At 37.7% G+C, this 26,899-nt stretch carries 28 protein-coding genes and 1 pseudogene; 11 read left to right on the top strand and 18 right to left on the bottom strand.

Annotation, left to right across the window (positions count from 1 at the left end; genetic code table 11):
* Positions 1 to 3: 3 nt before the first annotated feature.
* The 7 genes from EXE10_RS10265 to EXE10_RS10235 all read right to left on the bottom strand — a co-directional run bounded on the left by EXE10_RS10265 (position 4) and on the right by EXE10_RS10235 (position 5,264).
* Positions 4 to 426: an ExbD/TolR family protein gene (locus EXE10_RS10265; RefSeq protein WP_068973197.1), complete on the bottom strand. Its 423-nt coding sequence runs from the start codon at positions 424 to 426 to the stop codon at positions 4 to 6.
* Between the two features lie 16 nt (positions 427 to 442).
* The gene (locus EXE10_RS10260; protein WP_087553060.1) at positions 443 to 1,075 is read right to left on the bottom strand and encodes a MotA/TolQ/ExbB proton channel family protein; all 633 of its coding nucleotides are present in this window, start codon (positions 1,073 to 1,075) and stop codon (positions 443 to 445) included.
* 32 nt (positions 1,076 to 1,107) lie between these two features.
* Positions 1,108 to 1,998, bottom strand: a complete 891-nt coding sequence (locus EXE10_RS10255) for a ParB/RepB/Spo0J family partition protein (protein ID WP_068973199.1) — start codon at positions 1,996 to 1,998, stop codon at positions 1,108 to 1,110.
* Positions 1,995 to 2,777 carry a ParA family protein gene (locus EXE10_RS10250; protein ID WP_068973200.1) on the bottom strand — a complete coding sequence of 261 codons (783 nt, stop codon included), beginning with the start codon at positions 2,775 to 2,777 and terminating at the stop codon, positions 1,995 to 1,997. The genes EXE10_RS10255 and EXE10_RS10250 overlap by 4 nt, the downstream gene beginning before the upstream one ends.
* A 22-nt stretch (positions 2,778 to 2,799) precedes the next feature.
* Positions 2,800 to 3,432, bottom strand: a complete 633-nt coding sequence (gene rsmG / locus EXE10_RS10245) for a 16S rRNA (guanine(527)-N(7))-methyltransferase RsmG (protein ID WP_130113291.1) — start codon at positions 3,430 to 3,432, stop codon at positions 2,800 to 2,802.
* Between the two features lie 126 nt (positions 3,433 to 3,558).
* Entirely contained in the window at positions 3,559 to 4,251 is a 693-nt protein-coding gene (gene murU / locus EXE10_RS10240; protein ID WP_130113290.1) for an N-acetylmuramate alpha-1-phosphate uridylyltransferase MurU, read from the bottom strand.
* Positions 4,251 to 5,264 carry an aminoglycoside phosphotransferase family protein gene (locus EXE10_RS10235; protein WP_130113289.1) on the bottom strand — a complete coding sequence of 338 codons (1,014 nt, stop codon included), beginning with the start codon at positions 5,262 to 5,264 and terminating at the stop codon, positions 4,251 to 4,253. Before EXE10_RS10235 ends, murU begins: the two co-directional genes overlap by 1 nt.
* A 119-nt stretch (positions 5,265 to 5,383) precedes the next feature.
* Between EXE10_RS10235 and EXE10_RS10230 the strand changes: the two genes are divergently transcribed.
* Positions 5,384 to 7,834 carry an LPS-assembly protein LptD gene (locus EXE10_RS10230; protein ID WP_130113288.1) on the top strand — a complete coding sequence of 817 codons (2,451 nt, stop codon included), beginning with the start codon at positions 5,384 to 5,386 and terminating at the stop codon, positions 7,832 to 7,834.
* On the top strand, positions 7,834 to 9,153 hold the full coding sequence (locus EXE10_RS10225) for a peptidylprolyl isomerase (RefSeq protein WP_130113287.1): 1,320 nt from the start codon (positions 7,834 to 7,836) through the stop codon (positions 9,151 to 9,153). The genes EXE10_RS10230 and EXE10_RS10225 overlap by 1 nt, the downstream gene beginning before the upstream one ends.
* 596 nt (positions 9,154 to 9,749) lie before the next feature.
* Here EXE10_RS10225 and hfq read toward each other — a convergent pair.
* The 4 genes from hfq to tsaE form a co-directional block, all read right to left on the bottom strand.
* Positions 9,750 to 10,262: an RNA chaperone Hfq gene (hfq, locus tag EXE10_RS10220; protein ID WP_130113286.1), complete on the bottom strand. Its 513-nt coding sequence runs from the start codon at positions 10,260 to 10,262 to the stop codon at positions 9,750 to 9,752.
* A gap of 91 nt (positions 10,263 to 10,353) precedes the next feature.
* Positions 10,354 to 11,298, bottom strand: coding sequence for a tRNA (adenosine(37)-N6)-dimethylallyltransferase MiaA (gene miaA, locus EXE10_RS10215; protein WP_130113285.1), 945 nt, complete (start codon positions 11,296 to 11,298; stop codon positions 10,354 to 10,356).
* Between the two features lie 6 nt (positions 11,299 to 11,304).
* Positions 11,305 to 13,347 carry a DNA mismatch repair endonuclease MutL gene (gene mutL, locus EXE10_RS10210; protein WP_130113284.1) on the bottom strand — a complete coding sequence of 681 codons (2,043 nt, stop codon included), beginning with the start codon at positions 13,345 to 13,347 and terminating at the stop codon, positions 11,305 to 11,307.
* A gap of 96 nt (positions 13,348 to 13,443) precedes the next feature.
* Positions 13,444 to 13,902, bottom strand: coding sequence for a tRNA (adenosine(37)-N6)-threonylcarbamoyltransferase complex ATPase subunit type 1 TsaE (gene tsaE / locus EXE10_RS10205; protein WP_087553067.1), 459 nt, complete (start codon positions 13,900 to 13,902; stop codon positions 13,444 to 13,446).
* A gap of 144 nt (positions 13,903 to 14,046) precedes the next feature.
* Between tsaE and EXE10_RS10200 the strand changes: the two genes are divergently transcribed.
* The 3 genes from EXE10_RS10200 to EXE10_RS10190 all read left to right on the top strand — a co-directional run bounded on the left by EXE10_RS10200 (position 14,047) and on the right by EXE10_RS10190 (position 15,922).
* The gene (locus EXE10_RS10200) at positions 14,047 to 14,964 is read left to right on the top strand and encodes an RluA family pseudouridine synthase (protein WP_130113283.1); all 918 of its coding nucleotides are present in this window, start codon (positions 14,047 to 14,049) and stop codon (positions 14,962 to 14,964) included.
* A 105-nt stretch (positions 14,965 to 15,069) separates the two neighbouring features.
* A complete protein-coding gene (locus tag EXE10_RS10195) occupies positions 15,070 to 15,381 on the top strand; it encodes a type II toxin-antitoxin system RelB/DinJ family antitoxin (protein WP_068973210.1) in 312 nt (103 codons plus the stop codon).
* A gap of 97 nt (positions 15,382 to 15,478) precedes the next feature.
* Positions 15,479 to 15,922 carry a GNAT family N-acetyltransferase gene (locus EXE10_RS10190; RefSeq protein ID WP_068973211.1) on the top strand — a complete coding sequence of 148 codons (444 nt, stop codon included), beginning with the start codon at positions 15,479 to 15,481 and terminating at the stop codon, positions 15,920 to 15,922.
* 70 nt (positions 15,923 to 15,992) lie between these two features.
* Here the strand turns inward: EXE10_RS10190 and EXE10_RS10185 are convergent, their stop codons facing one another.
* Positions 15,993 to 16,709: a pseudouridine synthase gene (locus EXE10_RS10185; RefSeq protein ID WP_087553070.1), complete on the bottom strand. Its 717-nt coding sequence runs from the start codon at positions 16,707 to 16,709 to the stop codon at positions 15,993 to 15,995.
* 217 nt (positions 16,710 to 16,926) lie between these two features.
* Between EXE10_RS10185 and EXE10_RS10180 the strand changes: the two genes are divergently transcribed.
* Entirely contained in the window at positions 16,927 to 17,385 is a 459-nt protein-coding gene (locus EXE10_RS10180; RefSeq protein WP_068973213.1) for a DUF441 domain-containing protein, read from the top strand.
* Positions 17,386 to 17,520: 135 nt separating this feature from the next.
* On the opposite strand, the gene EXE10_RS10175 is transcribed toward EXE10_RS10180, so the two are convergent.
* The 3 genes from EXE10_RS10175 to ftsY all read right to left on the bottom strand — a co-directional run bounded on the left by EXE10_RS10175 (position 17,521) and on the right by ftsY (position 20,299).
* Entirely contained in the window at positions 17,521 to 18,114 is a 594-nt protein-coding gene (locus EXE10_RS10175) for a nitroreductase family protein (RefSeq protein ID WP_087553072.1), read from the bottom strand.
* A gap of 188 nt (positions 18,115 to 18,302) precedes the next feature.
* Positions 18,303 to 18,986: a nitroreductase family protein gene (locus tag EXE10_RS10170; RefSeq protein WP_130113282.1), complete on the bottom strand. Its 684-nt coding sequence runs from the start codon at positions 18,984 to 18,986 to the stop codon at positions 18,303 to 18,305.
* Positions 18,987 to 19,189: 203 nt separating this feature from the next.
* On the bottom strand, positions 19,190 to 20,299 hold the full coding sequence (gene ftsY / locus EXE10_RS10165) for a signal recognition particle-docking protein FtsY (protein WP_087553074.1): 1,110 nt from the start codon (positions 20,297 to 20,299) through the stop codon (positions 19,190 to 19,192).
* Positions 20,300 to 20,539: 240 nt separating this feature from the next.
* Here ftsY and EXE10_RS10160 point away from each other — a divergent pair, with 240 nt between their 5' ends.
* Entirely contained in the window at positions 20,540 to 21,886 is a 1,347-nt protein-coding gene (locus EXE10_RS10160) for a M16 family metallopeptidase (RefSeq protein WP_416346103.1), read from the top strand.
* A gap of 12 nt (positions 21,887 to 21,898) precedes the next feature.
* On the top strand, positions 21,899 to 23,497 hold the full coding sequence (locus EXE10_RS10155) for a M16 family metallopeptidase (protein ID WP_130113280.1): 1,599 nt from the start codon (positions 21,899 to 21,901) through the stop codon (positions 23,495 to 23,497).
* A 46-nt stretch (positions 23,498 to 23,543) separates the two neighbouring features.
* On the opposite strand, the gene EXE10_RS10150 is transcribed toward EXE10_RS10155, so the two are convergent.
* Both EXE10_RS10150 and EXE10_RS10145 read right to left on the bottom strand, forming a co-directional pair.
* The gene (locus EXE10_RS10150) at positions 23,544 to 23,870 is read right to left on the bottom strand and encodes a hypothetical protein (RefSeq protein ID WP_130113279.1); all 327 of its coding nucleotides are present in this window, start codon (positions 23,868 to 23,870) and stop codon (positions 23,544 to 23,546) included.
* A 290-nt stretch (positions 23,871 to 24,160) separates the two neighbouring features.
* Positions 24,161 to 24,517: a hypothetical protein gene (locus tag EXE10_RS10145; RefSeq protein ID WP_068973220.1), complete on the bottom strand. Its 357-nt coding sequence runs from the start codon at positions 24,515 to 24,517 to the stop codon at positions 24,161 to 24,163.
* A gap of 225 nt (positions 24,518 to 24,742) precedes the next feature.
* Between EXE10_RS10145 and EXE10_RS10140 the strand changes: the two genes are divergently transcribed.
* The 3 genes from EXE10_RS10140 (at position 24,743) to EXE10_RS10130 (ending at position 26,123) form a co-directional block, all read left to right on the top strand.
* A complete protein-coding gene (locus EXE10_RS10140) occupies positions 24,743 to 24,976 on the top strand; it encodes a hypothetical protein (RefSeq protein ID WP_068973221.1) in 234 nt (77 codons plus the stop codon).
* Positions 24,977 to 25,177: 201 nt separating this feature from the next.
* The gene (locus EXE10_RS10135) at positions 25,178 to 25,555 is read left to right on the top strand and encodes a DUF2750 domain-containing protein (RefSeq protein ID WP_068973222.1); all 378 of its coding nucleotides are present in this window, start codon (positions 25,178 to 25,180) and stop codon (positions 25,553 to 25,555) included.
* A 136-nt stretch (positions 25,556 to 25,691) separates the two neighbouring features.
* Positions 25,692 to 26,123: a CBS domain-containing protein gene (locus tag EXE10_RS10130; protein WP_130113278.1), complete on the top strand. Its 432-nt coding sequence runs from the start codon at positions 25,692 to 25,694 to the stop codon at positions 26,121 to 26,123.
* A 60-nt stretch (positions 26,124 to 26,183) separates the two neighbouring features.
* On the opposite strand, the pseudogene EXE10_RS21475 reads toward EXE10_RS10130, so the two are convergent.
* Positions 26,184 to 26,899 (bottom strand): annotated as a pseudogene (locus EXE10_RS21475) (MoeA protein); the annotation flags it as partial.

The following is a 26,899-nucleotide window of genomic DNA, read 5'->3' as shown; positions in this document are numbered from 1 at the left end:
TGATTAATAACCTCGAGATGGAACTTTAGTACTGATATTGATATTCACAAAACCAAGCTGCCCAGCCACATCCATGACACGAATAACATCTTGATGGGTTGCTTTCGCATCAGCAGCAATCACAAACATGAGATCCCGCTTATCATTAGATGCTTGCTTAATCGCAGTACTTAAATCGACAGTTTCTTTGCTTGAAAGCGCCTGTCCGTTTACAGCATAGTGACCCGTTGAGTCTACCATGACTTCGATTTTATTTTTATATTCTTTTGGTGGTACACCTTGTGCATCGGGTAAAGATAGATTAATACGACTTTGCTGATTAAACGTCGTCGTTAATAATAAAATCACCAAGATAAACAATAAACAATCAATCAGAGGTGTGAGATTGATATGAATATCTTCTACCGTTTTTCGTTTAAATTTCATGTGACACCCCGAGTGCTTAACCCACTTTCTTCTTATTTTGATCTAGGTGCTTTTGAAAAAATAATGCTGCATGAAACAAGGTTGATTGTTGTTCCAACTCAGCCACATACTCTTGTACCAAACGCTGAAAATAACGATAAGCGAATAACGCAGGAATCGCAATCAGCATCCCCGCTGCTGTAGTAATTAACGCTTTTGAAATCCCTGGAATCATCATGGTTGGGTTACTCGCAGAACCCAAATCAATCATTAAAAATGACTCAATAATCCCGATCACCGTTCCTAACAAGCCCAATAAAGGCGCTACAGCACTTAATGTCCCTAAAAAGTTGATATTTTTTTCTAAATAACCAATCTCACGAGAAGCTGTTGCTTCCATTTGCGCACGTGCATATTCTTCACCTTGTGAATAGCTATCAATACCATCCTTGAAGATATAGCCTAATGATGATGAACGAGCAGATGAATTACGCTCCATCTCATCTAAGACATCATCAACACTGCGCCCTTTTTCCAACATTAATGATTTAGGAAGAACTAAGGATCGTTTTAGCCGTATAAATCGTTCAATAGAAATCGCAACGGTAAAAATTGAACATAAAACCAATGGCAGCATCAACCAACCGCCAGCTTTGACAAGTTCCCACATCCCTAGTTCCCCCAAAAAATATTTATTAAAAATTATTGTTCTGCTAAACAGATATTTAAGATTCCATCCAACTCATCCAATGAGTTATAACTAATCACAAGTTTTCCTTTTCCTTGCTTGTTATAATCCAACTTTACACTTGCACTAAAACGCTCAGACAGTTTTTGCGTCAATTGCTGTACATCGGGTGCTTGCGGATCTTTGGCTTTTTCTTGCTTAGGTGTATTCCAATCGCGCACCAATTGTTCGGTTTGACGAACTGATAAACTTTTTTCAATCACAATTTTTGCAATTTGCAATTGATCTTTGGCTTTCAAAGTCAAAATTGCACGTGCATGCCCCATGTCCAACTGACCTTGTTGCATTAAATCTTTAATTTCATCTTCAAGACTGAGTAAACGCAATAAGTTACTCACCGTGGTACGGGCTTTACCAACAGTATCCGCTATTTCCTGATGACTTAAACCAAACTCTTCATGAAAACGCTGTAAAGCCAAAGCTTGATCAACTGGATTCAAATCTTGACGTTGAATATTTTCAATCAATGCCAAAGCAATCGCAACTTGGTCGGTTAAATCACGTACAATTGCAGGAACTTCCGTCAAGCCTGCTAACTGTGCAGCACGCCAACGACGCTCACCTGCAATAATTTCATACGGTGTTTCATCATTTTCGATTGGACGAATCACAATCGGTTGCATCACACCATGCTTTTTGATCGACGCTGCGAGTTCTTGTAAATCTTGCTCATTGATAAAACGGCGCGGTTGATATGTACCACGTTTTAATTGATTGACATCAATTTGTTTGAGCTGACCATGATCTAGCGCCTGAACTTCAAGCTGTAATTTTTCTTTTTGGATTGACCCTAACAACGCATCTAAGCCACGACCTTTAGCCAAGCCTCTTTTTTTTACGGTCATGCTTTATTTCCTTTTTTCACTTTACTCTTTTTCAACATTTCAGCCGCTAAATTTAAATATGCAATTGCACCTTTAGAGCTTTTCTCAAAATAAATAATCGGTAAACCATGTGCAGGCGCTTCAGCCAAACGCACATTACGCGGAATCACTGTATCATAAAGCTTCTTGCCAAAATACTGCTCTAACTCTTCAGAAACATCACGTGTCAAAGCGTTTCGAGCATCGTACATGGTACGAAGTACACCAATAATTTCAAGTTCAGGATTTAAAGCTTGCTGAATTTTATCAATGGTTTGAGTTAAATCTGCCAAACCTTCCAAAGCATAATATTCACACTGCATCGGAATCATCACACCATCTACAGCAGCCAAAGCATTGACTGTAATTAAGCTTAAACTTGGCGCACAATCGACGATTATATAATCAAAATCTTTTTCAACTTCACGCAATGCTTTACGCAAAATGAATTCACGTCCTTCTTGCTCAGCGATTGCCAATTCAACACCCGCTAAATCACGGTTTGAACCTAGAACTTTATAGCCGACTTCTGCTTTAGTGATTGCTGTTTCAATCGGCACTTCACCCAATAACACATCTGTTACAGAATAAAGTAGATCATTCTTTTGAATGCCTGACCCCATCGTGGCGTTACCTTGGGAGTCCATATCGACCAATAAAACACGCTTTTTTAATACGGCTAAAGAGGCAGCCAAATTTACTGCTGTCGTGGTTTTACCTACGCCACCTTTTTGGTTTGCGATTGCTATAATTTGAGCCATGGTAACCCCAACCTTCTGGTTTTTAAATCTGTTTTAATAAAAGTAAATGACGTTGTTCGTCTAATCTTGGCACATGCAATTCAACAATGTCACAACTGAACTTGTCTTTCAATTCAGCAATTTCATCAGAAGGAACTAAACCTTTCATTGACGCAATAATACTTTTTTCATGCATATACGGTTGTGACGCTGCAACAAAATCAGTGAGTGAGGCAAATGCACGACTGGTAATGACATCGAATTGCCCGAGTTCATTGATGCTATCTTCATTTTCTACACGCGTCTGAACTGCGACGACATTTTTTAGTTTTAAGTCTGCAATAAATTGTTTAAGAAAACGAATTTTCTTACCATTTGAATCTAATAATACACATTGGCGCTCAGGTTGACATAATGCAATGATCATCCCTGGCATACCACCGCCAGTACCAATATCGAGCAAACGACCTTGTGGTAAATCATTTAAAATACTTAAGCTATCCAATAAATGCTTGACTAACATTTCTTTCGGATCACGAATGGCTGTTAAGTTATAGGCTTTGTTCCACAGCACGAGCGCATCTTGATACTTCAACAGTAAACCAAGTGCTTCATCACTCAAATTTAAGCCAAGCTTTATACTGCCTTGCTTTAACTCTTGAAAAAATGGATGCATGATCAATAACATCTCAAAAAAATTTGTATGAAGTATACCGATTTCTAGCGCGTGGAACAGTAGTTAATGATGAGTTAATATGCACTTAAGCATGCAGATTCATACTTAAATGCACAGTTTCATACATCAATTGGCATAAACACCCTGTCTAATTTGCAAATCTAAAGCAGTGAGACGCTCAGGTGTGCCGACATCAACCCATGCTGCTTGCATTTTTTCGGCTGAAATTTTTCCATCCAACATGCCTTGTTTAAACAAAGGCAACATTGGACGTTTACCAGCTTCTAAACCTTTAAACATTTTTGGAGAATAAACCGCAACACCACTATAGGTCAGGTTTTCACCTTCTACGTTTTGATCAAAGGTATAGGCACGACCATTGGCAAGTGTGAAATCACCATTCGGATGCTGTTCAGGATTTTGCACAAAAACCAAATGTGCTAAATCATCACCTAATTTCACATCGAGTAATGATGCAAAATCAAAGGTTGTCCACACATCACCATTGATCAGAATAAACGGTTCATCACCTAATAATGGCAATGCATTGATGATACCACCCGCAGTTTCCAAGCCTTCTTCTTCACGTGTCCAGCGAATGTTGACACCGAATTGTGAACCATCACCCAAAGTACCAATCAGAATATCAGCCAACCATGCAGAGTTGATGACAATTTCAGTCACACCAATATTTTTTAATTTTTCAATGTGCCACACGATCAGGGCTTTACCACCCACTTCTAATAAAGGCTTTGGCTTGTATAAAGTGAGTGGGCGCATGCGATTGCCCAAACCTGCTGCCAATATCATTGCTTTCATTAAGCTACAACCTCATATTTACCGTATTTCTGCTCAAATTTCGGCAAGACTCTAGCATGAATAAATTGCATGAATGGTTGTAGTTCTGCATACGGTTTTGATTCTTCAAGTAAATACCACATCACACGTGGTAAGTCTTTGAGATAACCTGATTTTCCATCACGTTCGAATAAACGCACAAAAATGCCAAGAATTTTAATATGACGTTGAATCGCCATAAAATCCGCATCACGTTTAAACTGTTCAAAATCACGCTCTTCTTTGGCAGAAGCTGGCAATAGGTCATAGAACACTTTAAACCATGAATAAACACGTTCAGGATTCCATTGTACATAGGCATCACGGGCAATCGAGATCAAATCATAGGTATCTGCACCAATCACTGCATCTTGGAAGTCAATGACACCTTGATCCGTTTCACCATTGAGAATCATCAAATTACGGCTATGGAAATCACGATGTACGATCACTTGTGGTTGCGCCAAAGCGGCATTAGCAAGAATTGCAAAGCTACGCTTGATTAATGCTGACTCTTCATCTGTGGTTTGAATGTTTAAAGATGGTAATAACCAGTCTGTGAGTAACTCCATTTCTGAAATTAGCTTTTCATAAGCATAGGCTGGTAAATGTGATTCCCCTGCAATGCTTTGAAGTTGCACTAACTGTTTAAAACTTTGTGCATAATGTGTATCTACAGTTTCATCAGTCAATTTGGTAGACAATAAAACATCGCCAAAATCTTCCAACAATAGGAAGCCTTGATCTAAGTCTTTTGCGATAATGTGCGGTACACGTACACCATTTACATCAAAGAATTCATCAATAGCAACAAAAGGACGACAATCTTCCTTCTCAGGAGGTGCATCCATCAGCATAAATGTTTTATTATTCAAGATAATTCGTGCATAACGACGGAAACTCGCATCGCCTGCTAAAAAATTGATTTCAAATTGATCTGAACTGAGTACAGATGTTAACCATGTTTGTATCAATTGTTCACGTTGTGTATTCATTTGCAATTTAATCTAATTCAGGCTGAATTTTTGAAGTGCTAAGTGTAGCTACTTATCAACTTTTTCTCTATGATGCGACAATAATTAATTGCGATTAGCAGATTTGGTTAGTGATACAAATGAAGCATCAGTTTAAATTTAATCCTTTGGCTACCGCTGTTTTGACTCTACTTTGTGGAAGCTCAATATCAAGCTATGCTGAAACAGCAAACAATGTTTCAGATGTTGCGACATCCAAAGTAAATAATACGCAACTTAATGCTGCAATTAAGGAAAGTTTTGCGGGACAAAACTTTTTTGAACAATATTATGTCGACAAAAATTCTGCTGAAGCGCAAGTCCGTGATTCAAAGAATCCAAGCAATCGCTACTGTGAAGGTGTCTGGGTTACGCCGTTTAGCACTCAATACACATCTGTAAAACCTGAAGAAGCATCCTCCATCATTACAGCGGATAATGGCTACTACAACCCGAATGGTGACTCAATCCTTTCTGGTGATGTGGTCATCGACCAATCTGGTCGTATGATCCGTGCTGATGAAGTGACCATTGATCAAACTCAAACCTTTGCCAAAGCCAAAGGTAATGTGCAAATGGCGCAAGGTGGGATCATTGCACAAAGTGATCAAATTGATTACAACCTGAAAGATGAAACTGGGCAACTCAATAATAGTTTTTATATTGCCGAACTCACACATGCGCATGGTCATGCTCAACGTATTGAACGCCCATCACAAAATAAAATCATTTTAGAAGATGCAAGCTATACCACTTGCCCACCTGATGAAAAACCGACGTGGAACATCAAAGCGGATCAAATCACCCTTGACCAAGAAACCGGTCGTGGTGTTACACGTGGCACAAAACTGTATGTCAAAGATGTTCCTGTACTCGCAGTTCCCTATTTCAACTTTCCGATAGATGATCGTCGTACCACAGGGATTCTGAATCCAAATTTTGGCTTTACCAATGACGGTGGTTTTGAACTTTCAGTTCCAGTCTATTTAAATCTTGCACCAAATTATGATGCAACGATTACGCCAAGAATGATTACGGATCGTGGTTTAGTCGCACAAGGTGAATTCCGTTATTTAACTGAAAATTTCGGTCAAGGCAGTATTTGGGGAACCTATTTACCAAATGATCGTGAATATAATGATGAAGATCGTAAAGACCTACACTTCCTGCATAATTGGAATATTAATCCGCAATGGTCGACGAATTTAGAATACAACTATGTATCTGATAAAGATTTTTTCTCGGATCTAGACAACAATCCAAGTACAAGAACTGAATTAAACCAACGTCGTGCATGGGAACTTAACTATGCACATGGCATTCCTGGTTTAAAAGCACAATTAAAAGTTGAAGACTTCCAAACACTCGACGAAACCATACCTGATGTTGATAAGCCATACGCACGTCTGCCACAATTTTTACTTAATTATGTCGGTGGCAACCCACAAGGTTGGGAATACGAGTTTAATAACGATACTGCTTACTTTAAAAAAGACATCAATGATGCAGGCTTAGCACTCAGCCAACCAAGCGGTACTCGTTTATATAATCAATTTGCAACGCGTTATAATTTTAGAAACCCGTGGTCATTTGTGATTCCTGAAGTTTCTGTTCGTAGTCTGAACGTTTACTACGACCAGGACACACAAAATAATGGTTCTGATTCCAGAACAAAATCAGTAATCGTGCCACAATTTACACTGGATACTGGTTTAACTTTTGAAAAAGATGGTAAATACCTCCAAACAATAACACCTCGTGCTTTCTACGCATACGCACCTTATGAGAATCAAAATCTAAATCCGAATTTTGACTCAACAACGGCATCGATCAGCTATGACCAGTTATTTAGTCCGTATCGTTTCTATGGGCATGACCGCCTAGAAGACTATAATTTCATGTCTTTAGGTGTGAGTTACAGTTTGTTTGATACAGTTGGCTTAGAGCGCTTAAGAGCAAGTGTTGGGCAAAGCTATTACTTCTCTGATCGTAAAGTGGGACTACGTAGTGGTCTAGATGAAATCGATCGTGAAAAGCATACCGGCCCTGTTTTAAGCTTATCCAGTCAACTTTCACAAAACTTTACCATCAGCACCAACTCCGCATGGATGTCGAATGGAGATAGTGCTCAACAAGACCTGCAACTGTACTACACAGGTGCAAAAGGTAATTTATATAATGTAGGTTACTTCTACAGAAAAGACTTGCCAGATCGTCAAGATAAATATGATCAAGCAGTTGCATCATTTATACAACCTGTAAAAGACAACTGGCGTATCATGGGTCATGCACAATATGACCTTGATAATCGTGTTGCTCGTGAATATTTACTCGGTGTAAATTATGAATCTTGTTGTTGGGGGATTTCTGTCTATGGTCGTTCTTACTACAACGATCTAGATGATGTTTCTTCTCCAGATACCAAACGTAAAAATGCGGTAATGGCTGAAATCACATTAAAAGGACTTGGTGGTTTAAACAACAAGTTAAGTTCATTACTTGAAAATCGTATTTTAGGTTTTGATAAAGCTAATCAATCTTGGACACATTAATGAAGACGCAAAATTTTAAAAAATTATTTAAAGCAACAACTTTAGCTTTACTCATTGCTACATCCATATCTACAAATGCGAATATCCCTAAAGATCAAATTATTGCAGTCGTAGGTTCTACTGCAATTTTAAAAAGTGATTTGGATCAAAGTATTGCTGAAGCAACACACAAGCTTCAAGCACAAAAAAAACCAATTCCACCACAAAATATTTTAGAGCAGCAAGTACTCAGTCAACTCATCACACGTGACACACAACTTGAACAAGTTAAAAAATATGGTCTAAAGGCTGATGAGAAAAGCTTAAATGATGCTGTATTAAAAGTCGCACAACAATCAGGCTCGAGTTCGCTCGAAGCTTTTCAACAAAAATTAGATGCAGTCGCACCAGGAACTTATGAATTGCTTCGTGGTCGTGTGTCTGAAGATCTACTGATTCAAAGACTCAGCCAACAGCAGGTAATGTCTAGAATTAAAATTACAGATCTAGATGTAGACAATTTCCTTAAATCCCCAGAAGGTCAAGCAGCTGTAGGCAGTCAAGCTCGAGTATTGCACATGCGTATTGCTGGAAATGCACCAGTAGCCGAAATTGAAAATATTGCTAAATCAGTGCGTGCGGATTTAAAAAATAGTAACGATGTAAAAGCAATTGAAAAAAAATATAGTACTGCTCAAATCAAAGTTGATGGTGCAGATATGGGCTTCCGCCCTCTTTCTGACATCCCCGCTGAACTCGCAGCACGTGTTAGCTCCATCGAAATAGGTCAAACAACAGACTTGATTACTGCAAAAGACGGTATTCATGTTTTAAAATTATTAGAAAAAAAATCAAATGATCAAAAAGCGCTTGTGCCACAATTTGAAACTCGTCATATCTTGATCAAAACATCAGAAGTTGTGAGTGCTGAAAATGCCAAACAAACCATTAACAGTATTTATAACCGTTTAAAAGCGGGTGATGATTTTTCTACACTTGCAGCAACATATTCAAGTGATCCAGGCTCCGCACGTGACGGTGGTAGCCTAGGTTGGGTAAGTCCAGGCATGATGGTGCCTGAGTTTGACAAAGTAATGCAAAGCGCAACTGTCAATGACATCAGTCAACCATTTGAAACTCAGTTTGGTTGGCACATTCTCCAGGTCACTGGCAAGCGCCAACAAGATATGACTTCAGAATACCAAAAACGTATGGCGCGCCAAATCCTCGGGGAACGCCAATTCGAATCTGAATATGATAGCTGGATCAGAGAATTGCGCGCCAACACATATATTGAAATCAAAGATCCAAATCTAGACCCGAAACAAGGCAAAAGCTAAGTTTTAGAGTTGATAAAAACCAGTGCAAGATCACTGGTTTTTTATGCGTGAAAACTAAATAACGTCAGTTCGATAAATTATTTTAATAATTTCAGTAGGGTAAGGTTTTTGTAAGGTTCATTGTGACAGAGTCTTATCGGTTTTGTTCATATATTAGGATTAGCCTTCGGCTCGACCACACTCTTACGAAACGATGTTTCTCATTCGGCAAAATGAGCAGTTAAACTGCGCAAGAAAACCATCTTGCGGACTCAAAATATATTTTGAGGATCCTCATCGCAGTACTCGTCAGCTACCGAAATATATCAAAATTATCGCAAAAACATTAACTTATAAATCTTGCGCCATGACTGACTCATGCCTCAAACAATTGCGAAGGACGTTTCCGCGTATCAATTTTTTGGAAGAAATCAACTTCGAACTCAGGTTAAATAGATCATTATTTTCAAATTCCAGCAAAAAAATTAAAATCACAATAATTAACACCTCACTTATAAACACTGGCTAAACTTTAGCCATAAAAAAAGACGCCCTAGAGCGTCTTTTAAGAATCTATTTAATTCATAGTGATCATCAAAGATGAATTTATCTACAAATTAACGATTGTTTTCATCTTCAGATGAGTCTTCAAATTTAGTTTCACCACCGAAATCACTTTGACCACCGAAGCCACCTTGACCACCGAAGCCACCTTGACCACCGAAGCCACCTTGACCACCGAAGCCACCTTGACCACCGAAGCCGCCTTGACCACCGAAGCCGCCTTGACCACCGAAGCCACCTTGTTGACCGCCGAAGCCGCCTTGTTGACCGCCGAAGCCGCCTTGTTGACCGCCGAAGCCACCAGCTTGACCACCGAAGCCACCAGCAGCGCCTTGAGCACCAGCAGGAGCACCAGCAGGACGTGGATTACGTGCAGGTACAACTGTAGAAATCGCATGTTTGTAAACCATTTGGCTTACTGTATTTTTCAAAAGAACTACATATTGGTCAAAAGATTCAATATGACCTTGTAATTTGATACCGTTTACAAGAAAGATAGAAACTGGAATGCGTTCTTTACGGAGAGAATTTAAGAACGGATCTTGTAAAGTTTGACCTTTAGACATTTTATACTCCAAAAAAAAATTAAAATCAGCGCAAAAACTATCTTTATTTTTCAATTAAAATTTATAAAAAAGATAGTTGTTAAATTTTGCTTTATCCGTGTAAGTTTCGCAAGTCTTCTTGAGCCTGCTTTATCGTTAAAAAAGTGTTGAATTGGTGTAATTCTTGCAAAGAACGTAACCAAGTGTATTGACGTTTAGCCAATTGTCGTGTCGCGAACAAAGATTTATCCTTCATTTGCTGCTCACTTTCATGACTAAAATCACAATTTTTCAAAAATTCAATTGCTTGTCGGTAACCCACCGAGCGGAATGCTGGCAAATTTTCATTGAGATCGTATTTTTCAATCAGGTATTTCACCTCATTTAAAAAACCAATATCCCACATTTTTTCTAAACGCAATTCAATACGTTTATGTAATTCTAACCGATCTGGTACCAATGCATAATTATGAAAATTGTAACGATATGGTTGCTTTTTGGGTTGTTCTGCCTGTAGTTGTGTAATTGGACGCCCTGTTATTTTATAAACCTCTAATGCACGAATAATCCGCTGTTTATCACTGACTTTAAATTTCTCACCAGCCAAGGCATCGACTGATTTCAATTCATCATAAACGGCTTGCCAGCCCTCCTGCTCTCCCTTGCGTTCAATTTCCGCACGAATCTCGTAATCAGCACACGGTAAATTGGATGAAAGCCCCTCTAACAGTGCTTTGAAATACAACATCGTCCCACCCACAAGAATCGGAGTTTTATCGCGTGCATGAATATCATCAATCAAGCTACAAGCATCTTCAACAAATTCAGCCGCAGAATACACGTCGAGTGGCGTAATAATATCGATTAAATGGTGCGGATAGCGCTCCTGTTCCTCTTTGGTGGGTTTCGCCGTACCAATGTCCATCTCTTTATAAACCAGCGCAGAATCGACGGAAATCAGCTCATAGCCACCGCGTTCATATAGTTCACATGCCAAAGCGGTTTTCCCACTCGCAGTCGGTCCCATTAAATTGATGACAGGCTTTTGATTTGACATGTACAACTACTCTCCTCGAGCAAATAATTTATCTAATTGATTAAGTGGAAATGCACGCCATGTTGGACGACCATGATTACATTGACTGGCAAACTCGGTTTGTTCCATTTGGCGCAATAAAGCATTCATTTCAGACAAACTCAACATTCGATGTGCGCGCACTGCACCATGGCATGCCATACCTGCAAGAATTTGATCACGTTTCTGTTGTAAAGCCTGTGCCTCATCATTCGGATCTAAATCATTCAGAAGCTCAGGGACAAGTGATTCAAAATCTGCTTTATGCAAAATCGCAGGCACACCACGTACAATCACTTGATCATCGCCATATTGGTCGATGTCTAAGCCCAAACGCTCTAATTGCGGTTTTAATTCATCAATCCGAGTCGCTTGCATGCGAGTAATTGAAATGACTTTTGGAATCAACAATTGCTGTGATGTCCAAAATTCAGGTTTATCCCAAGCTGACTTCATTTGTTGCAACAAAATACGTTCATGTGCCGCATGCATATCAACAATAATCAAACCTTCGGTATTTTGAGCAAGAATATAAATACCGTGCAATTGTGCAATCGCAATACCTAAAGGATGCTCATCAACATAGTTGCTGTGTTTATTTTCAAGATTTTGCACCGAGCGTTCATAAGAAGCCTGATCAGATAGATTTTGTGAATCAACATGATTATTCAAAGCTGAATCGTCTTGCTCACGTAAAGGTGCTAAATAACTTTTCAATGCATTATTGAGCTGTTGCGTACCACGATATTGTTGCTGAGATGACTGTGAATAATTGATGGTTTGCCCTTGTGGCTGACTAAAGTCAGTTAAACCATCATTCAACATCTGAGAATCAGAATTGCTTAGGCTATTTTGATCATGCAATTGTTGATGGTTATTTGAAGTGTTTGTTGCGTCACGATGTAATTGAAATTGCTCTTGATAACGTGGTTGAGCCTGTTGCCATTGCTGATTGGTGTCATCTTGATCTTGCTTCATTGCAGAAGACAATTCAGCACTCGCTGTTTGAAATTGCGATAAAGTTTCTTTGGCATAATGACGTACAAATTCATGCACCTCACGCTGATTTAAAAAACGAATTTCATGCTTGGTCGGATGTACATTAACATCAATATTTTCAGGATCGACTTCTAAAAATAGTAAATAAGCTGAATATTGATGCCCATGTAAAATACCATCGTATGCCATGCGCAACGCATGAGAAATGGTTTTATCTTTGACAATACGACCATTCACATAAACGTATTGCAAATCTGCCTGCGCGCGTGCATCTGAGGGATGACCTAACCAACCCGATAATCGCATACTGATACTGTCCGCATCAATCCAATAAGCATTTTCAGTAAATTGACGACCCAATAATTGTTGCACACGTTGATAGCGTAATTCACCACTATCTGCAATCGGTAGGTTTAAACGAATATTGTCATTATGTTCTAGAACAAAACGAATATCGAAATGTGTCAGTGCCATACGGCGCACGATTTCTTCAATATGACCAAATTCTGTTGTAGGCTTTTTCAAAAACTTACGACGTGCAGGCACATTAAAAAATAAATCTTGAATCCGAATATGTGTGCCTTGCTGTGCAGCAACCGCTTGAATATCCTGATGGTCGAATGCCGTGCCATTCACTTCAAGTTGATAACCTACGCCTGAGTCATCTTGACTACTGGTCAATGTCAAACGTGATACAGCAGCAATCGAAGCCAAAGCCTCTCCACGAAAACCCAAACTGACAATGGCTTGTAATTCTTCAGCATTTTGAATTTTACTGGTGGCATGGCGCGTCACCGATAAGGCTAAATCTTCAGGATGAATCCCTCGACCATTGTCGATGATCTCGATCAAGGTACTGCCACCATTCGCCACACGAATAATCAGTTCAGTCGCTCCCGCATCAATCGAGTTTTCTAGTAGCTCTTTGACCACAGACGATGGGCGTTCAATCACTTCACCTGCCGCGATTTGGTTGGCAAGTGCAGGATTTAAAGTTTGGATACGTCTTAAACTGATGTCTTCACGTTGCATTCAATTAACCTAAAATTAAAATGAATAGAATGTTGATTGGGCACGATTCTCAATACTCATTTCACCTAATTGAAATGATAATGAATAAAATAAAAATTAACTCAGCGCTTGAATCAGTGTTTCCGAAACACTTTCAATGATCACTTCACGCACGCTTTCATCGTCTGTTTTGAGAATTGTAATCACATGATCTGCTTGCGGAATTTCATCACCACCTTTCGATGGCCATTCAAATAGAAATAAAGCATTCGGCACATCTAAATAATCACGAATCCCCATCAATTCAAGTTCATAAGGATCATTTAAACGATATAAATCAAAATGAAAGACTTCTTTTCCATTAATGGTATAAGGTTCAACCAAGGTATAGGTCGGGCTTTTTACTGCACCTTGATGACCTAAATTTTGTAGCCAATATCGCGTTAAAGTGGTTTTACCTGCACCTAAGTCACCTATTAAATAAATCACGCCTTGGGCAATATGTTGCGCCAATTTTTGCGCTAACTTTTCGGTCTCTTGTTCATTGCTTAGACTTAATTTACATGAATATTGCATAGTGCTCACGACATGATTCAAACAAGACGTTATGATAGCATTGCAAGCGCATAAAACCTATGTTGCATTGTGTAGAAATAGTCCTTTGATGCTCAAAAACATACTCGCAATATCATCACGCCATTCATTTAATTCACTGTTCTTATGAAAAATACCGCACCCATTTTAGGTTATGTTCCACCCATGCGAGATGGCGTAACCGCATCTAAAGTCTTTTTGCAAAAAACAGATCAAACTTTCAATACAATCTTTGAATATTTAACTGTTCATTTTCCCCATATTTCGAGAACTGAGTGGCAACAACGCTTTGATGATCAATTGATTATTGATATGGCTGGACAATGCTTAAATATCAATAGTCCATTCCAAGCCAATACGCATATTTATTATTATCGCTTTCTCGCCCATGAAACCCATGTACCATTTCAAGAAAAGATTTTATTTGAAAATGACGACTTATTGGTGGTGGATAAACCGCATTTTTTAACCATCAGCCCAACTGGACAATATGTACAAGAAACCCTTTTGGTCAGGCTTAAAAAAACCACTGGCAATCCAGATTTAACTCCGATTCATCGCTTAGATCGTGAAACTGCTGGCATTGTATTGTTTTCAAAACGACCTAAAACTCGTGGTGCGTACCAACAAATGTTTGCAGAGCGTAAAGTGGATAAAACTTATCACGCGATTGCACCCTATCGAGCTGACTTGAAGTTCCCTTATTCCTTAAGTTTGAGACTGGATAAAGGGGAACTTTTTTACACCATGCAAGTGATTGAGGGTGAAAATAATTCACATACCGATATTGAAGTCCTTGAATGTAACGGACAATGGGCAAAATACTTACTCAAGCCCTCTACAGGTAAGCAACATCAATTGCGAGTACATTTAAATTGGCTCAACATTCCGATCAAAAATGACCCATTTTACCCAGTAGTTCAGCATAAAAATGATGCAGACTTCACCCAGCCTTTACAACTTTTAGCCAAAGAAATTCATTTCAAAGATCCGATAATAGGGGAAAATTTGCATTTCTGTTCTGAATTTGAACTCACACTGTAATTTTGACGTAATGACAATATACGACTTTTTGATGATTAGACATTGAAATTACTTAAGCTTTGATTAAAATAGGCACTCAAACTCAAATATTGTTTGGTTTTATTCATGAGAAAAACTGAAGTCTATCAAGTACGCCTTGATTCACAAGAAAAAAAATTAGCTTTTGCTGTTTTTAAGCAATTGGGAATTACACCTGCTCAAGCAGTTCGTCTATTTTTCAAACAAGTCGTGATCACCAAATCAATCCCCTTCGCGATTGAAAATCAAAATATTAATATGGATCAATTGTTAAAATTAAGAAAATTGAAACAAGAACAACAAAATGGGCAAGCCAATCCTACTGTTGAATTGAGTGATGACGATGAAGATTTATTTGCAGAGTTGAATGCGATCTTGGGTGAAAGTGACAAAACTTAACAGTGTCGCATTTTTAAACAATTCTTTGAGTTCACTTTTCACTTTTTTGGTTATGCTCTATTGCAAGGATAATAATTTACTTTGCAAGGAGTGATAAATGATCGTTCGTCGTGCGACCAAAGAAGATTTAAACCAACTTGCTATTTTATTTGATGAATACCGTCAATTTTACGGTGCATCCTCCAATATCAAACAATCTCTCAGCTTTCTTACTCAACGTTTTGAGAATAAAGAAAGTGTCATTTTTATTCACGTTAAAGATGATGTATTTACTGGCTTTGTATTGCTGTATTTGGGTTTTTCCTCTGTTGCCTGTTTAAAATATTATATTTTAGATGATGTCTATGTCACACCAAGCTATCGCAGGCAAGGTTCAGCCAAACAATTGATTGATACTGCAATACTTTTTGCACGTCATGAAAATGCGCAACGTATTAGTCTAGAAACTCAAAAAAGCAATTACCAATCCCATCAGCTTTATGAACAAATGGGCTTCGTTAAAGATAATGAGTTTCAAACTTTCCACTGCTTCTTAAAATAAAAGTATTATAGATACCAATAGATAAGGGCAAAATTTGCCAATATTTCAAGTCTCAATCTATTTTTTAAACTTAAATTTGATCTGCAATCAGGTTTTTCGCAGCATTAGCCTGATTTTCAGTTAGATAAATCCATTCACCTTCAGCTAAATCAGTTAATTTTAATTGTCCAATTTGTGCACGATGTAAATTTTCTACTTTATTTCCAACTGCTGCGAGCATCCGTTTAACTTGATGATAAACACCTTGATGCACTGTCATTTGCAATTTAAATTCATCTAAGCGGATAACATCTGTTGCCGAAAATATACCCTTTTCATTACGTAATTCAACACCTTGCTCAAGTTGTTGAATCTGTTCGTCAGTCACTGGATCAGCGGTTTGCATCTGATAAACTTTAGGCACATGTTTTTTAGGATGCGTTAAAGCCTGTAAAAATTGTCCATCATCCGTGAGCAATAACAACCCTGTTGTATCTTGATCGAGTCGCCCCACACATTGCATGCCACGATTCATCAATACATCATCAAATAAATCAAACACACTAAAGTGATGTGTCGCCTGATGTGAGCATTCATAATTTACGGGTTTATTGAGTGCGACATACACTTTTTCACGATATTGAAAAGACTGACCATGCACGGAAAATTCTAAATCTTGCAGATTTAATTTAAACTTAGGCTCTGTAATCACTTCATTTTGGATTGCAACCGCCCCATTCTTAATGAGTTGTTGACAATGCTTACGTGAACCAAAGCCTTGTGATTGCAACATTTTTTCCAAAAACATAAAACAGAACCTAAATAAATTGACATGTATTTTAATGGATCTCGGCTTAAAAACCTAACTGATATTTAAAGCAATCCCCATGTCACATCAATATTCAATCAATCCTCAAGTAAGCTTAATAATGCAATGATTTAGAATATTCCAATGCTGCGCCCTATCCTTTCTATCTTTTCAGTATAATGATCAGGTGTATTGAAATGAAAAATGTTGAATCAAAATGAGTCTTAGCAGTTTAGACCTAAACTTAATGGTGCTGATTGTATTACTTGCATGTGGCGTATTCAGTCACAACACAGCGGTGACTATAGCGGCAGCAGTATTGATCGTCTTTCGTATCACACCACTGAGTGAGTTTTTTCCACTCTTACAACGTCACGGTTTAGAAGTCGGTATTATCATCCTCACCATTGGTGTACTAACGCCAATTGCCAGCGGAAAAATTGCAGGTGAAGAGATTCTCAAATCATTTATGCACTGGAAATCACTTTGCGCTATTGCGATTGGCTTATTGGTAGCATGGTTAGGTGGTCGTGGTGTGTCGCTCATGACCAATCAACCCAATGTTGTGGCTGGTTTACTCATTGGTACAGTCGCTGGTGTTGCTTTACTACGCGGTGTTCCTGTAGGTCCACTCATTGCAGCAGGAATTTTATCATTGCTGATCGGAAAGTCTTAGTTTGTAATAATGAGGCTTCTTATAAATGTCGAATAGAAAAACAGCCTGTTAGACTCATCATCTAAACAGGCTGATTTTATTTCAAATCAAGCCAATCATATTGTTAATTGGCTCAAACTTTTAAAATATTTTCTATTAGTTAAAAGTTTTGAAACGTGCAGCATCATCGATAAATGCTTTTTCACCAGCAGGCGCTTCGATAGAACCGAATACCAATTGTGCACGAAGTTTCCAATCCGCAGGTACGCCAAATACTTCAGCCACTTCTTCGTCTACGATTGGGTTATAGTGTTGTAATGATGCACCGATACCCGCTTCAGACAATGCTGTCCAAGTTGCAAATTGCGCAATTGCTGTAGAATGTTCAGCCCAAACTGGGAAGTTGTCTGCATAAAGCGCAAATTGTTCTTGTAAACCTTTGATCACGCTCATGTCTTCATAAAACAATACTGAACCCGCACCAGCGATAAAGCTGTTGATTTTACCTGCAGTGCCTTCGAAAGCTTCAGCAGGAACAATTTTACGTAAAGTTTCTAGTACGATTGTCCAGAATTTAACGTGTGAATCACCAAATAAAATCACTGCACGTGAAGATTGTGAGTTAAACGCTGATGGACTTTGTTTCACAGCTTCTTTGATGATTTCTTCAATTTTCGCTTGATCTAGACTTACATCTTTACCAATTGCATAAATTGTACGACGTTGTTTGATTTGATTTAAAAATGACATATCTATATTCCTTCTGTGACCCTGTTGGCCGTTTTCTTTAACATGGTCTCAGTGTATTGCATATTCCGTTACTTCGTCAGGTTTATATCAATAACAAAGTGTTCCATATTTAGAACAATATAATAAATCAAATCTTTTCAATGTTTTAAATTTAAAGCACTCACTATAAAAATTTTAAAAAATTACGATTATGAAAGCACTCTGAATATAACTTCATCATTTAATTCATTTTTATTTACAGCAGTTTCAAGAATACTGCCAAAAACCAACTGTGCTTTGAGTTGCCATTGTTTCGGTAAATCCAGTAAATCTGTGGTTGCTTGATCTATAGATGGATTGAAATGATGAATCGAAGCACCTAAACCTGTACTCGCAATTGCAGTCCACACCGCATACTGTACCATTCCAGACGTTTGTTCAGACCACAATTGAAATTCTTCTGCTTGCAAAGGTTTACGCTTTTGTAGGCTTTGGATAATATCTTGATCTTCAAAAAATAAAACTGTACCAAACGCAGATGCACAACGATCAACTTTAATATCCATACTTTCCCAAATGGCTTCAGCCACGGCGTGATGTTGTACCTCTTTCACCATTTGCCAAAATTTGAAATGTGAATCCTCCAACAGAATGACGATTCGTGCACTTTGAGAATTCAGTGCCGAAGGACAGCAACGCGCAGCCTCTTTAATCAATTGGGTAAGATATTCAGGGCTTAAACTCACACGATTACTGAGTTCATAATAACTTCTGCGCTTTTTCATATCTTCCAAAAAACTATAGGTATTTTCTTCTAATTCTTTCTTTTTAAAAATTAAATCTTTGGAAATTTCAGTGTTTAGTACTTGCCCTATTTTCGCTAAAAATGCCATAAATCCCCCAAAGATTAAACCAAATAAAAACCATAAATTTTATATGGGTATTCTAACCACTAAAGTTTTTTTATTCTCAGTCTGGTCAGGCTATTCTGCTGTTTTTTAAAACAATTAAACATTTCTCAGAATCCAAATGAATAAAAACTCCGCATAAGCGGAGTTCTTTTATTCAATGTTGAATGATTGAAAAATAATATGAATTATTTATCTGTCTCAAAAAGCGCTGCAACAAAGGATTTTGCAGAGAACGGGCGAAGATCGTCAATCTTCTCACCGACACCAATAAAACGAATTGGCACATGGGTACGACTGGCAATATTAAACAACACACCACCTTTTGCCGTACCATCCAATTTAGTAATGGTTAAACCTGTTAAACCAACAGCTTCATCGAACATTTCAACTTGGTTAATGGCATTTTGACCTGTGCCTGCATCTACAACCAACATCACTTCATGTGGCGCAGTTGCATCAATTTTTTGCATTACACGCTTAACTTTGGTCAACTCAGTCATCAAGTTGCTTTTATTGTGCAAACGCCCTGCGGTATCGGCAATCAATACATCAACACCTTTGGCACGCGCACTTTCAAAAGCATCAAAAATCACAGACGCACTGTCAGCACCATGACCTTGAGCAACCACTTGAATATTGTTGCGTTCACCCCAGATTTGTAATTGCTCAGTAGCTGCTGCACGGAAAGTATCACCTGCCGCAAGCATGACTTTCTTGCCTTCACCTTGTAAACGTTTTGCCAATTTACCAATGGTTGTGGTTTTCCCAACACCATTGACACCAACAACAAGAATCACAAAAGGATTTTTGTTCGGGTCAATATGTAAAGGTTTTACACGTGGCGCAAGTAAAGCAACCAATTCTTCTTGTAATGCTTTATACAGTGAATGTGAATAGATCAAATCACCACGCGCAGTACGTTCAGTTAAATTGGTAATAATGGTTTTCGTCGCTTCTACACCAATATCAGCAACCAAAAGTTGTTCTTCAACTTCCTCAAGTAACTCATCATCAATCTCTTTACCACCGATCAGGATATTCACCATCCCATCAGCAAGATTTTTACGAGATTTAGTTAAACCTTCTTTCATACGACTGAAGAAGCCACCTTTGGCTTTTTCTTCAGTTTGGGCAGTTTCCTCTGAAAGACTTTCTTCAACTACTGTTTCAGTCTTAGGTGTTTCTACTTTTTCATTTTCAATAATAGGCACATTGACTGCGGGTAAACTCGGTAATGTGACATCATCATCACCAATATCCGCATCAATCAAGAATTTATTTTGCTGTTCCTGCATGCCGATTCCTTGAAAAGCATAGCGTTAAAAAAGAATGAGTTTAGCATATTTTAAGGCAATTTTTAGTGTTAAAGCAGTGATAAAACATCTCAACCAAAATGCAACATTCCTGCCTTGCTTTAAATCTTTAATTTTTTGAGAATAGTTATACGTTTAGAATAAATATTCAGGCAATTTGTGCGTATTTTAAAATCCAAATCTTTTAAAATTCTTGTCCGTTCTCGAACTCAATTATGGAGAATGCTAATTCCGCCTGTATGCTTTATTTCATTGAATTTTATACAAACATCACTTTATGCAGCGCCCGAAAGTCAACTTGCTCGTACCACATTTGAAACCACACTAAAGAATGGGCTAAAAGTCATCATTCGTGAAGATCATCGTTCCCCCATTGTCATGACTCAAATTTGGTATGGCGTTGGCAGCAGTGATGAATCTGGCAATCTATTGGGTATTTCTCATGTGCTTGAACATATGATGTTTAAAGGCACGCAGAAAGTCCCAGATGATGAATTTACGCGTCTTAGCCGAATCTATGGTGGACGAACCAATGCTGCAACATTTACCAACTACACCAATTATTATCAACTTTATCCAAAAAAATACTTCCCTCTCGCTTTAGAACTTGAAGCAGACCGAATGTCTAACTTGGTTTTAAAACAACAAGACTTTGATCCCGAAATTAAAGTCGTGATGGAAGAACGTCGCCAAAGAACCGATGACAATCCACGCAATCTTGCCTATGAACGTTTTAAATGGATTGCCTATCCAACCAGTCACTATCGTCAACCCGTGATTGGTTTTATGAAAAATTTACAAAATATTCGTTTAGAAGACCTCAAGCATTGGTATCAGACATGGTATACCCCCAATAATGCAACACTTGTCATCGTTGGCGATGTCAATGCTGAACAGGCATTAAAACAAATCGAAAAGTATTTTGGTGGTATTGCTAAAAAGCAACTTCCAGATCGCAATGATGTTCTCGAATATGACCGCGTTGGTTATCGTCACATGCAAGTACATTTACCTGTACAAGTACCAAGCTTATTTATGGCGTGGAATGTACGTTCCATTGCCACGGCGAAAAACCCACAAGATGCCTATGCACTTACGATTATCCAATCCTTACTCGATGGTGGAATTTCAGCTCGTCTACAAGATCGCCTTGTCCGCGATAAGAAAACGCTGACTGCAATTAGTGTCAGTTATGACCCATATAATCGTGGTGACAGTATTTTCATGATCTCAGCTCTTCCGAGTGAAGGTGTTTCATTAGAAGATGCGCAAAAAGCAATTGAAAAAGAAATGAGTTTATTTAAAACAGAATTGGTCAATCAAAATGAACTTGATCGAGTGAAGAATAATTTCGTTTCAAATTTGATCTATAGCCAAGATGATATTGCAGGGCAAGCCAATATGATTGGTAACTTAGAGGTCAATGGTTTGAGTTTTCGCTTGATTGATGAATTGCCAAAGCATTATGACAAAGTTACCCCACAAGATTTACTCAGAATCGCCAATATTTATTTCGTCAAAGATAACTTAAGTAGTCTTTATCTCCTGCCTGAAAACACAAAAGAATAAATAAGGTGAATTATGCGTCTGTCTATATTTTCAAAAAAACATTTAAAAACATCGCTTTTACTTATTATCACACTCTCTACGGCTAGTTTAAATCATGCAGAGGTCGAATTCGATGATCGTGATACGGATGAAATGATAGATAATACTGTTTTAAAATCCTATTCCACATTACAAAGCCTGAAAAATTTAGAAAAAAAGCAAAACTATCAGACACCTTTTGTTCAAGATTTAGAGAATAATTTAAAAGTTCGCACACTCTTTGTTTCAGCACCAGATCTACCCATTGTCGATATTCAACTGACTTTTAATGCAGGATCTTCACAAGATGAAGCGATAGGTAAAGGCTTGTTTGGTATTTCGAATATGACTGCAAGACTGATGACTGAAGGTACAGAGCAATATACAGCTAAACAAATTGCTTCGACCTTCGAGGGGTTAGGCGCACAATTTAGTGTCAATGCGTATCGTGACATGTTTACCGTACGCTTAAGAGTTTTGTCAGATCCAGACAAACTCAACCCTGCTGTGAACATGATGATGCACATTTTAAATCATGCACAATTCAATCCTTCAGGTTTAAATTTAGTCTTAAATAACACCAAGATTGGTCAAAAACAAGTCCAAGAAAATCCAAGCCGAATGATGAATATTCGCTTTTATCGCGCACTCTATGGACAACATCCTTATGCTGAACCCACGACAGGAACCAATGGTAGTTTAAAGAAGATAACCCCCGAATTACTCAGAACATTTCGTCAAAAGTTACTCATCGCTCAGAATATGAATATCGCAATCACGGGAAATTTAAGCGCCAATGATGCAATGAAAATTTCGAATACAATCAGCCAAAATATCACCCAAGGTGAAGCCGTTGCGCCTCTACCAACACCTGAAGATCAACAAGATTTTAATATTCATTACATTCCTTTTAACTCAAGCCAAGCCCATGTCATGATGGGACACTTAGCCATTCAACGAAATGATCCTGATCGTGTTGCTTTAGAAGTTGCCAATCAAATCTTTGGCGGTAGCGGATTTAACTCGGTACTGATGAAAGAATTACGAGTCAAACGTGGCTATACTTACGGCGCATATAGTTCGTTGGTCAGTACGCTCTCACAAGGTTTTTTTAGTTTGAGTTATTCAACTGAAGAAAAACAGCTGATTGATAGTATCCAAGTTGCACATCAAGCTTTGCGTGACTTTGTCAAAAAGCCAATTCAAAAGAAACAATTGGAAGAAACCAAAGAAGGACTTTTGCGATCATTTCCAATGACATTTAGTTCAAATGCCAATATCAATGCGCAGATTGCGGCGATTGGATTTTATCAATTACCTGCAGATTACTTAAGTCAATATCAAAAACAACTCAGTAGCATTACAGCCAAACAAGTCCAAACTGCCATCCAAAAACACTTACGTGCAGATCGTTTAACCCTTGTTGTTGTTGCACCTACACTTGATCAAGTCGCGTTGAAAGAAATGCTGATAAATGATCTTGAAGTACCGAATCAGCTAGAAAATAAAGATTTAAACTTAAAACCTGACACTCAGACAATGCCAGATATTCCAGCCCTGATCATTAAAAAGACCATTAGACCTGCTTCGTGAATCGTGAATCGTGAATCGTGAATCGTGAATCGTGAATCGTGAAAGCTTATTTAGAACTAGCCACATCTACAGCAGGATATTTTTTAATACCTTGTTTTTCATAATAATAAGCGCGCAACAACCGAAAATACTCGGCAACCGAAATACGCTCTTGTTGACTTAATTTTTTTGCGAGAACTTGCGTTTTCGGATAAGCCGCCTGATCAGAATATGCAAGGACATTTTTATACTGCGTCGGACTGATCGGACGCAAAAGCGCCAATGTTGCAAGTATTATCATTCCAACAATCATACACGCCACAAAAAAATTCAAAAACCGCTCTAAAGGAAAAGAACGATACAACTTTTGAAAATAATCTTTGAATTTAAGCATGAACTACCTCGAATTGCAGATAGTCTATCATCCTAGAGATAAAAAAATAGCGCTTTATCCAGACTTTTAAATGCCTAAACCGTTTATTGATCATTTTAAATGTACGAACCCATCTTTCGCCCTATTCCACCAACAAATAAAAATACACTTCAACAACAAGATCTAAAAAGAAAAACTCCCATCAGCAAATGATGAGAGTTTTGAGTAAATAAGCATGATACATAACACCAATAATTTGACCTTGACTACTGAACTTTTAAGTCTCCAAGAAAATCAGTTTAAATTAACTTTCATAAAACTGCCCTTAGAAATGCAAAATATAAAATTCCAGCAATAATCACCAACGCGATCACCACTGCGAAGATACTCACACCACCTTCCGCATGTACAGGATGTAAGTCATCATCATCTGCAAGGCGTCGCAATTCGTTATCATAAACACGGTAAAAACCTTTTTTTTGCGTTGCGTCAAGATTTTTGGTATAATCGTAAACACGCTTACGTTGGGCTAAACAGTAATCACCAAGATGTATTTCTTGATGGTAAATTGCTTCGTCCAATTGTTTTCGATGATACTGAGCTAATTCAACAATCTGAGACTCAGCAGCGGGTACATCAAAAGTAAATCCATCTATTGTATTAGTCATTTTTACTCTCCCTTTGTCATAATTCTCATATTGATTTTAATAAATATTATTTCTGATTATTGTTTAATCATGTAATCTTATATTCGTTAAGTAATCCCAGTAGATTACTTGACAAGTGAAGCATTTTGTAATATTAGTTTAATAAAGTTAAGTTAGATTAGTTAAGTATAAGCTCCGTTGGGGAGCTGTAGTTTTAAAGATCATAATTACAATAAGGAGTTATATATGATTCATCAAATCTCTCAACAAGACCTAGAACATGTTTATGCAGACGCTGTAAATACGATTCAATGTGAAATGAACTTTGTAGAAGCTGTAAAGGCATTAGAAGACGCAGCAAAAGCAGGACATGGTAAAGCAGCAACGTTCCTTGCAGAACTTTATTACCAAGGTTTCCGTGTAGAACGTGATTCGCTAAAAGCCCAATACTGGGAAAAGATGGCAACCATGCAAGCATAATAAAACGTCACCTCGGTGGCGTTTTTTAATGCCGCTTGTTTATTCTTTCATAGCGTAATACTCACAAAACGTTTCTCAAGCAGACATTCTTATAACATTCTTTGCTAATTTTAATAATTGCTTACGATTCAGTATAAAGCGCCAACGGTTCTTAGCGCTTTTTCAATTACAATAGAAATGTACTAAAAATGAATGCCGATTATGAAAAAGTATATTCATCTACAGCCGATTTCAAATGAGTTTTTTATCAAAATTTCTATTTTAAAATCACTGATGTATTGTGGTGTTCTTTGGGGACTTTATCATGAAGGTTGGGCAATGAAGTCTGGCTCAGATGAAGTATATTTCCCCTTTTGGCTGAATGCCGTTCAAGCACATCAATATGCAAAGATTCACTGGCCCAACTATACACCACGAAAAATCACACCAAAGGATTTTAAAGATTCTCTACTCCCGACATTGACACGTTTAAACATTAAACCGGCTTTGTTTAACTCATCTTCTCGTAAATTTAAACTTTCAACTTTGCAAATGGATCATTTCTTTTTTGCAAATTCACCCCAATTTCAGGCGATTTAATTTTTATTTTCCATTGATTTAAGAAAGCTGTAAAAAACAAGCACTATAATTTGTGACTGTAAAGTATTTGCAAAGTTTTAAAATACAGTTAATTTAAAGGTGTGCAGTAGAGGCACACTCAATAAGGAAAATAATTATGACTACAGTAGCACAAGTAATCCAAGATAAAATTGGTCGTGAAGTTTATACGATTTCGCCGTCTGCCACGGTTTTAGAAGCAATTACGCTTATGGCAAATAAAGGTATTGGTGCAGTAGTCGTAACAGAAGACAATAAGCTGGTCGGCATCCTTTCAGAACGCGACTATACCCGTAAAATTGCATTGATGCAGCGTACATCTGACCATACCACTGTCGCTGAGATTATGACATCTAAAGTAATTTCTGTGACCCCAAGCCATACTGTAGAACAATGTCTAGAATTAATGACTGATGGTCATTTACGTCACCTCCCTGTACTTGAAGAAGGTATGTTGGTCGGCTTTGTTTCGATTGGTGACTTGGTCAAAGCCACAATGGAAGATCAGAAAAAGCTGATTGATCAGTTACAGCAATATATTTCAGGTTAATTTTTTGAATTGATAGAACCCTCTTTTGAGGGTTTTATTTTTGTCATTTTTTAAGTACCATTAAATTTCCAAATAATATAAATAATCACCAGCTTTTAACGGATTATCCTCACCTGAAATAGGAATAAAACAATTACAATCTTTCATAAAAGAAAGCATATCTGGGCGTTCATTTTCTACAGTTATTATTTTTAGTTCAGGAGTGCTACCGATTCTCATTTCATTAAACTTACCATCATAATGAACATCAGATACAAATGCCCATAAAACTTGAGTATCGTGCGTATTTTTTAAGGTTAAATTATAATTATGTGTCAATATACCTATTTTCCAATCAGGTTGAAATGGTCGAGCGTATAAACGATTTAATATATTTGGTTTTACAATAACGTGCATATTTATAATAATGTCAAGAATATTACCTGGTAAATAAGTTATCACACAAAAATCATCAAAACTCTTTTGTATCTCTGCTCGAACCATTCCTTTTTCATCAGTAAATTTTATTTTTTTTCGTATAGTTGGAGCTTTCAATTCACCACAATACATTCGATATGAATTGCCAATTAAGGAATCCGAAGAAATATCATTATGAAAAAAACGGTTCGTTGCCATTAATCCTAAACGACTAAGTGTTTTATTATTAACCAACCCACATGCGACTATATAATCATAGCTGTTTGCGATGTCTTTCAATTCTTTTACATAAGTCTTTACATCAATTGTTGAAATTAAATCATCTTCGTTATCAATCTTAGTTTCACTTTCGAAAAAAG

Origin of the sequence: Acinetobacter sp. WCHAc060033 (genome assembly GCF_004209125.1) — a bacterium.
In the GTDB taxonomy this organism is placed as follows: domain Bacteria; phylum Pseudomonadota; class Gammaproteobacteria; order Pseudomonadales; family Moraxellaceae; genus Acinetobacter; species Acinetobacter wuhouensis.
This window is presented reverse-complemented; position numbering and strand designations above follow the sequence as displayed.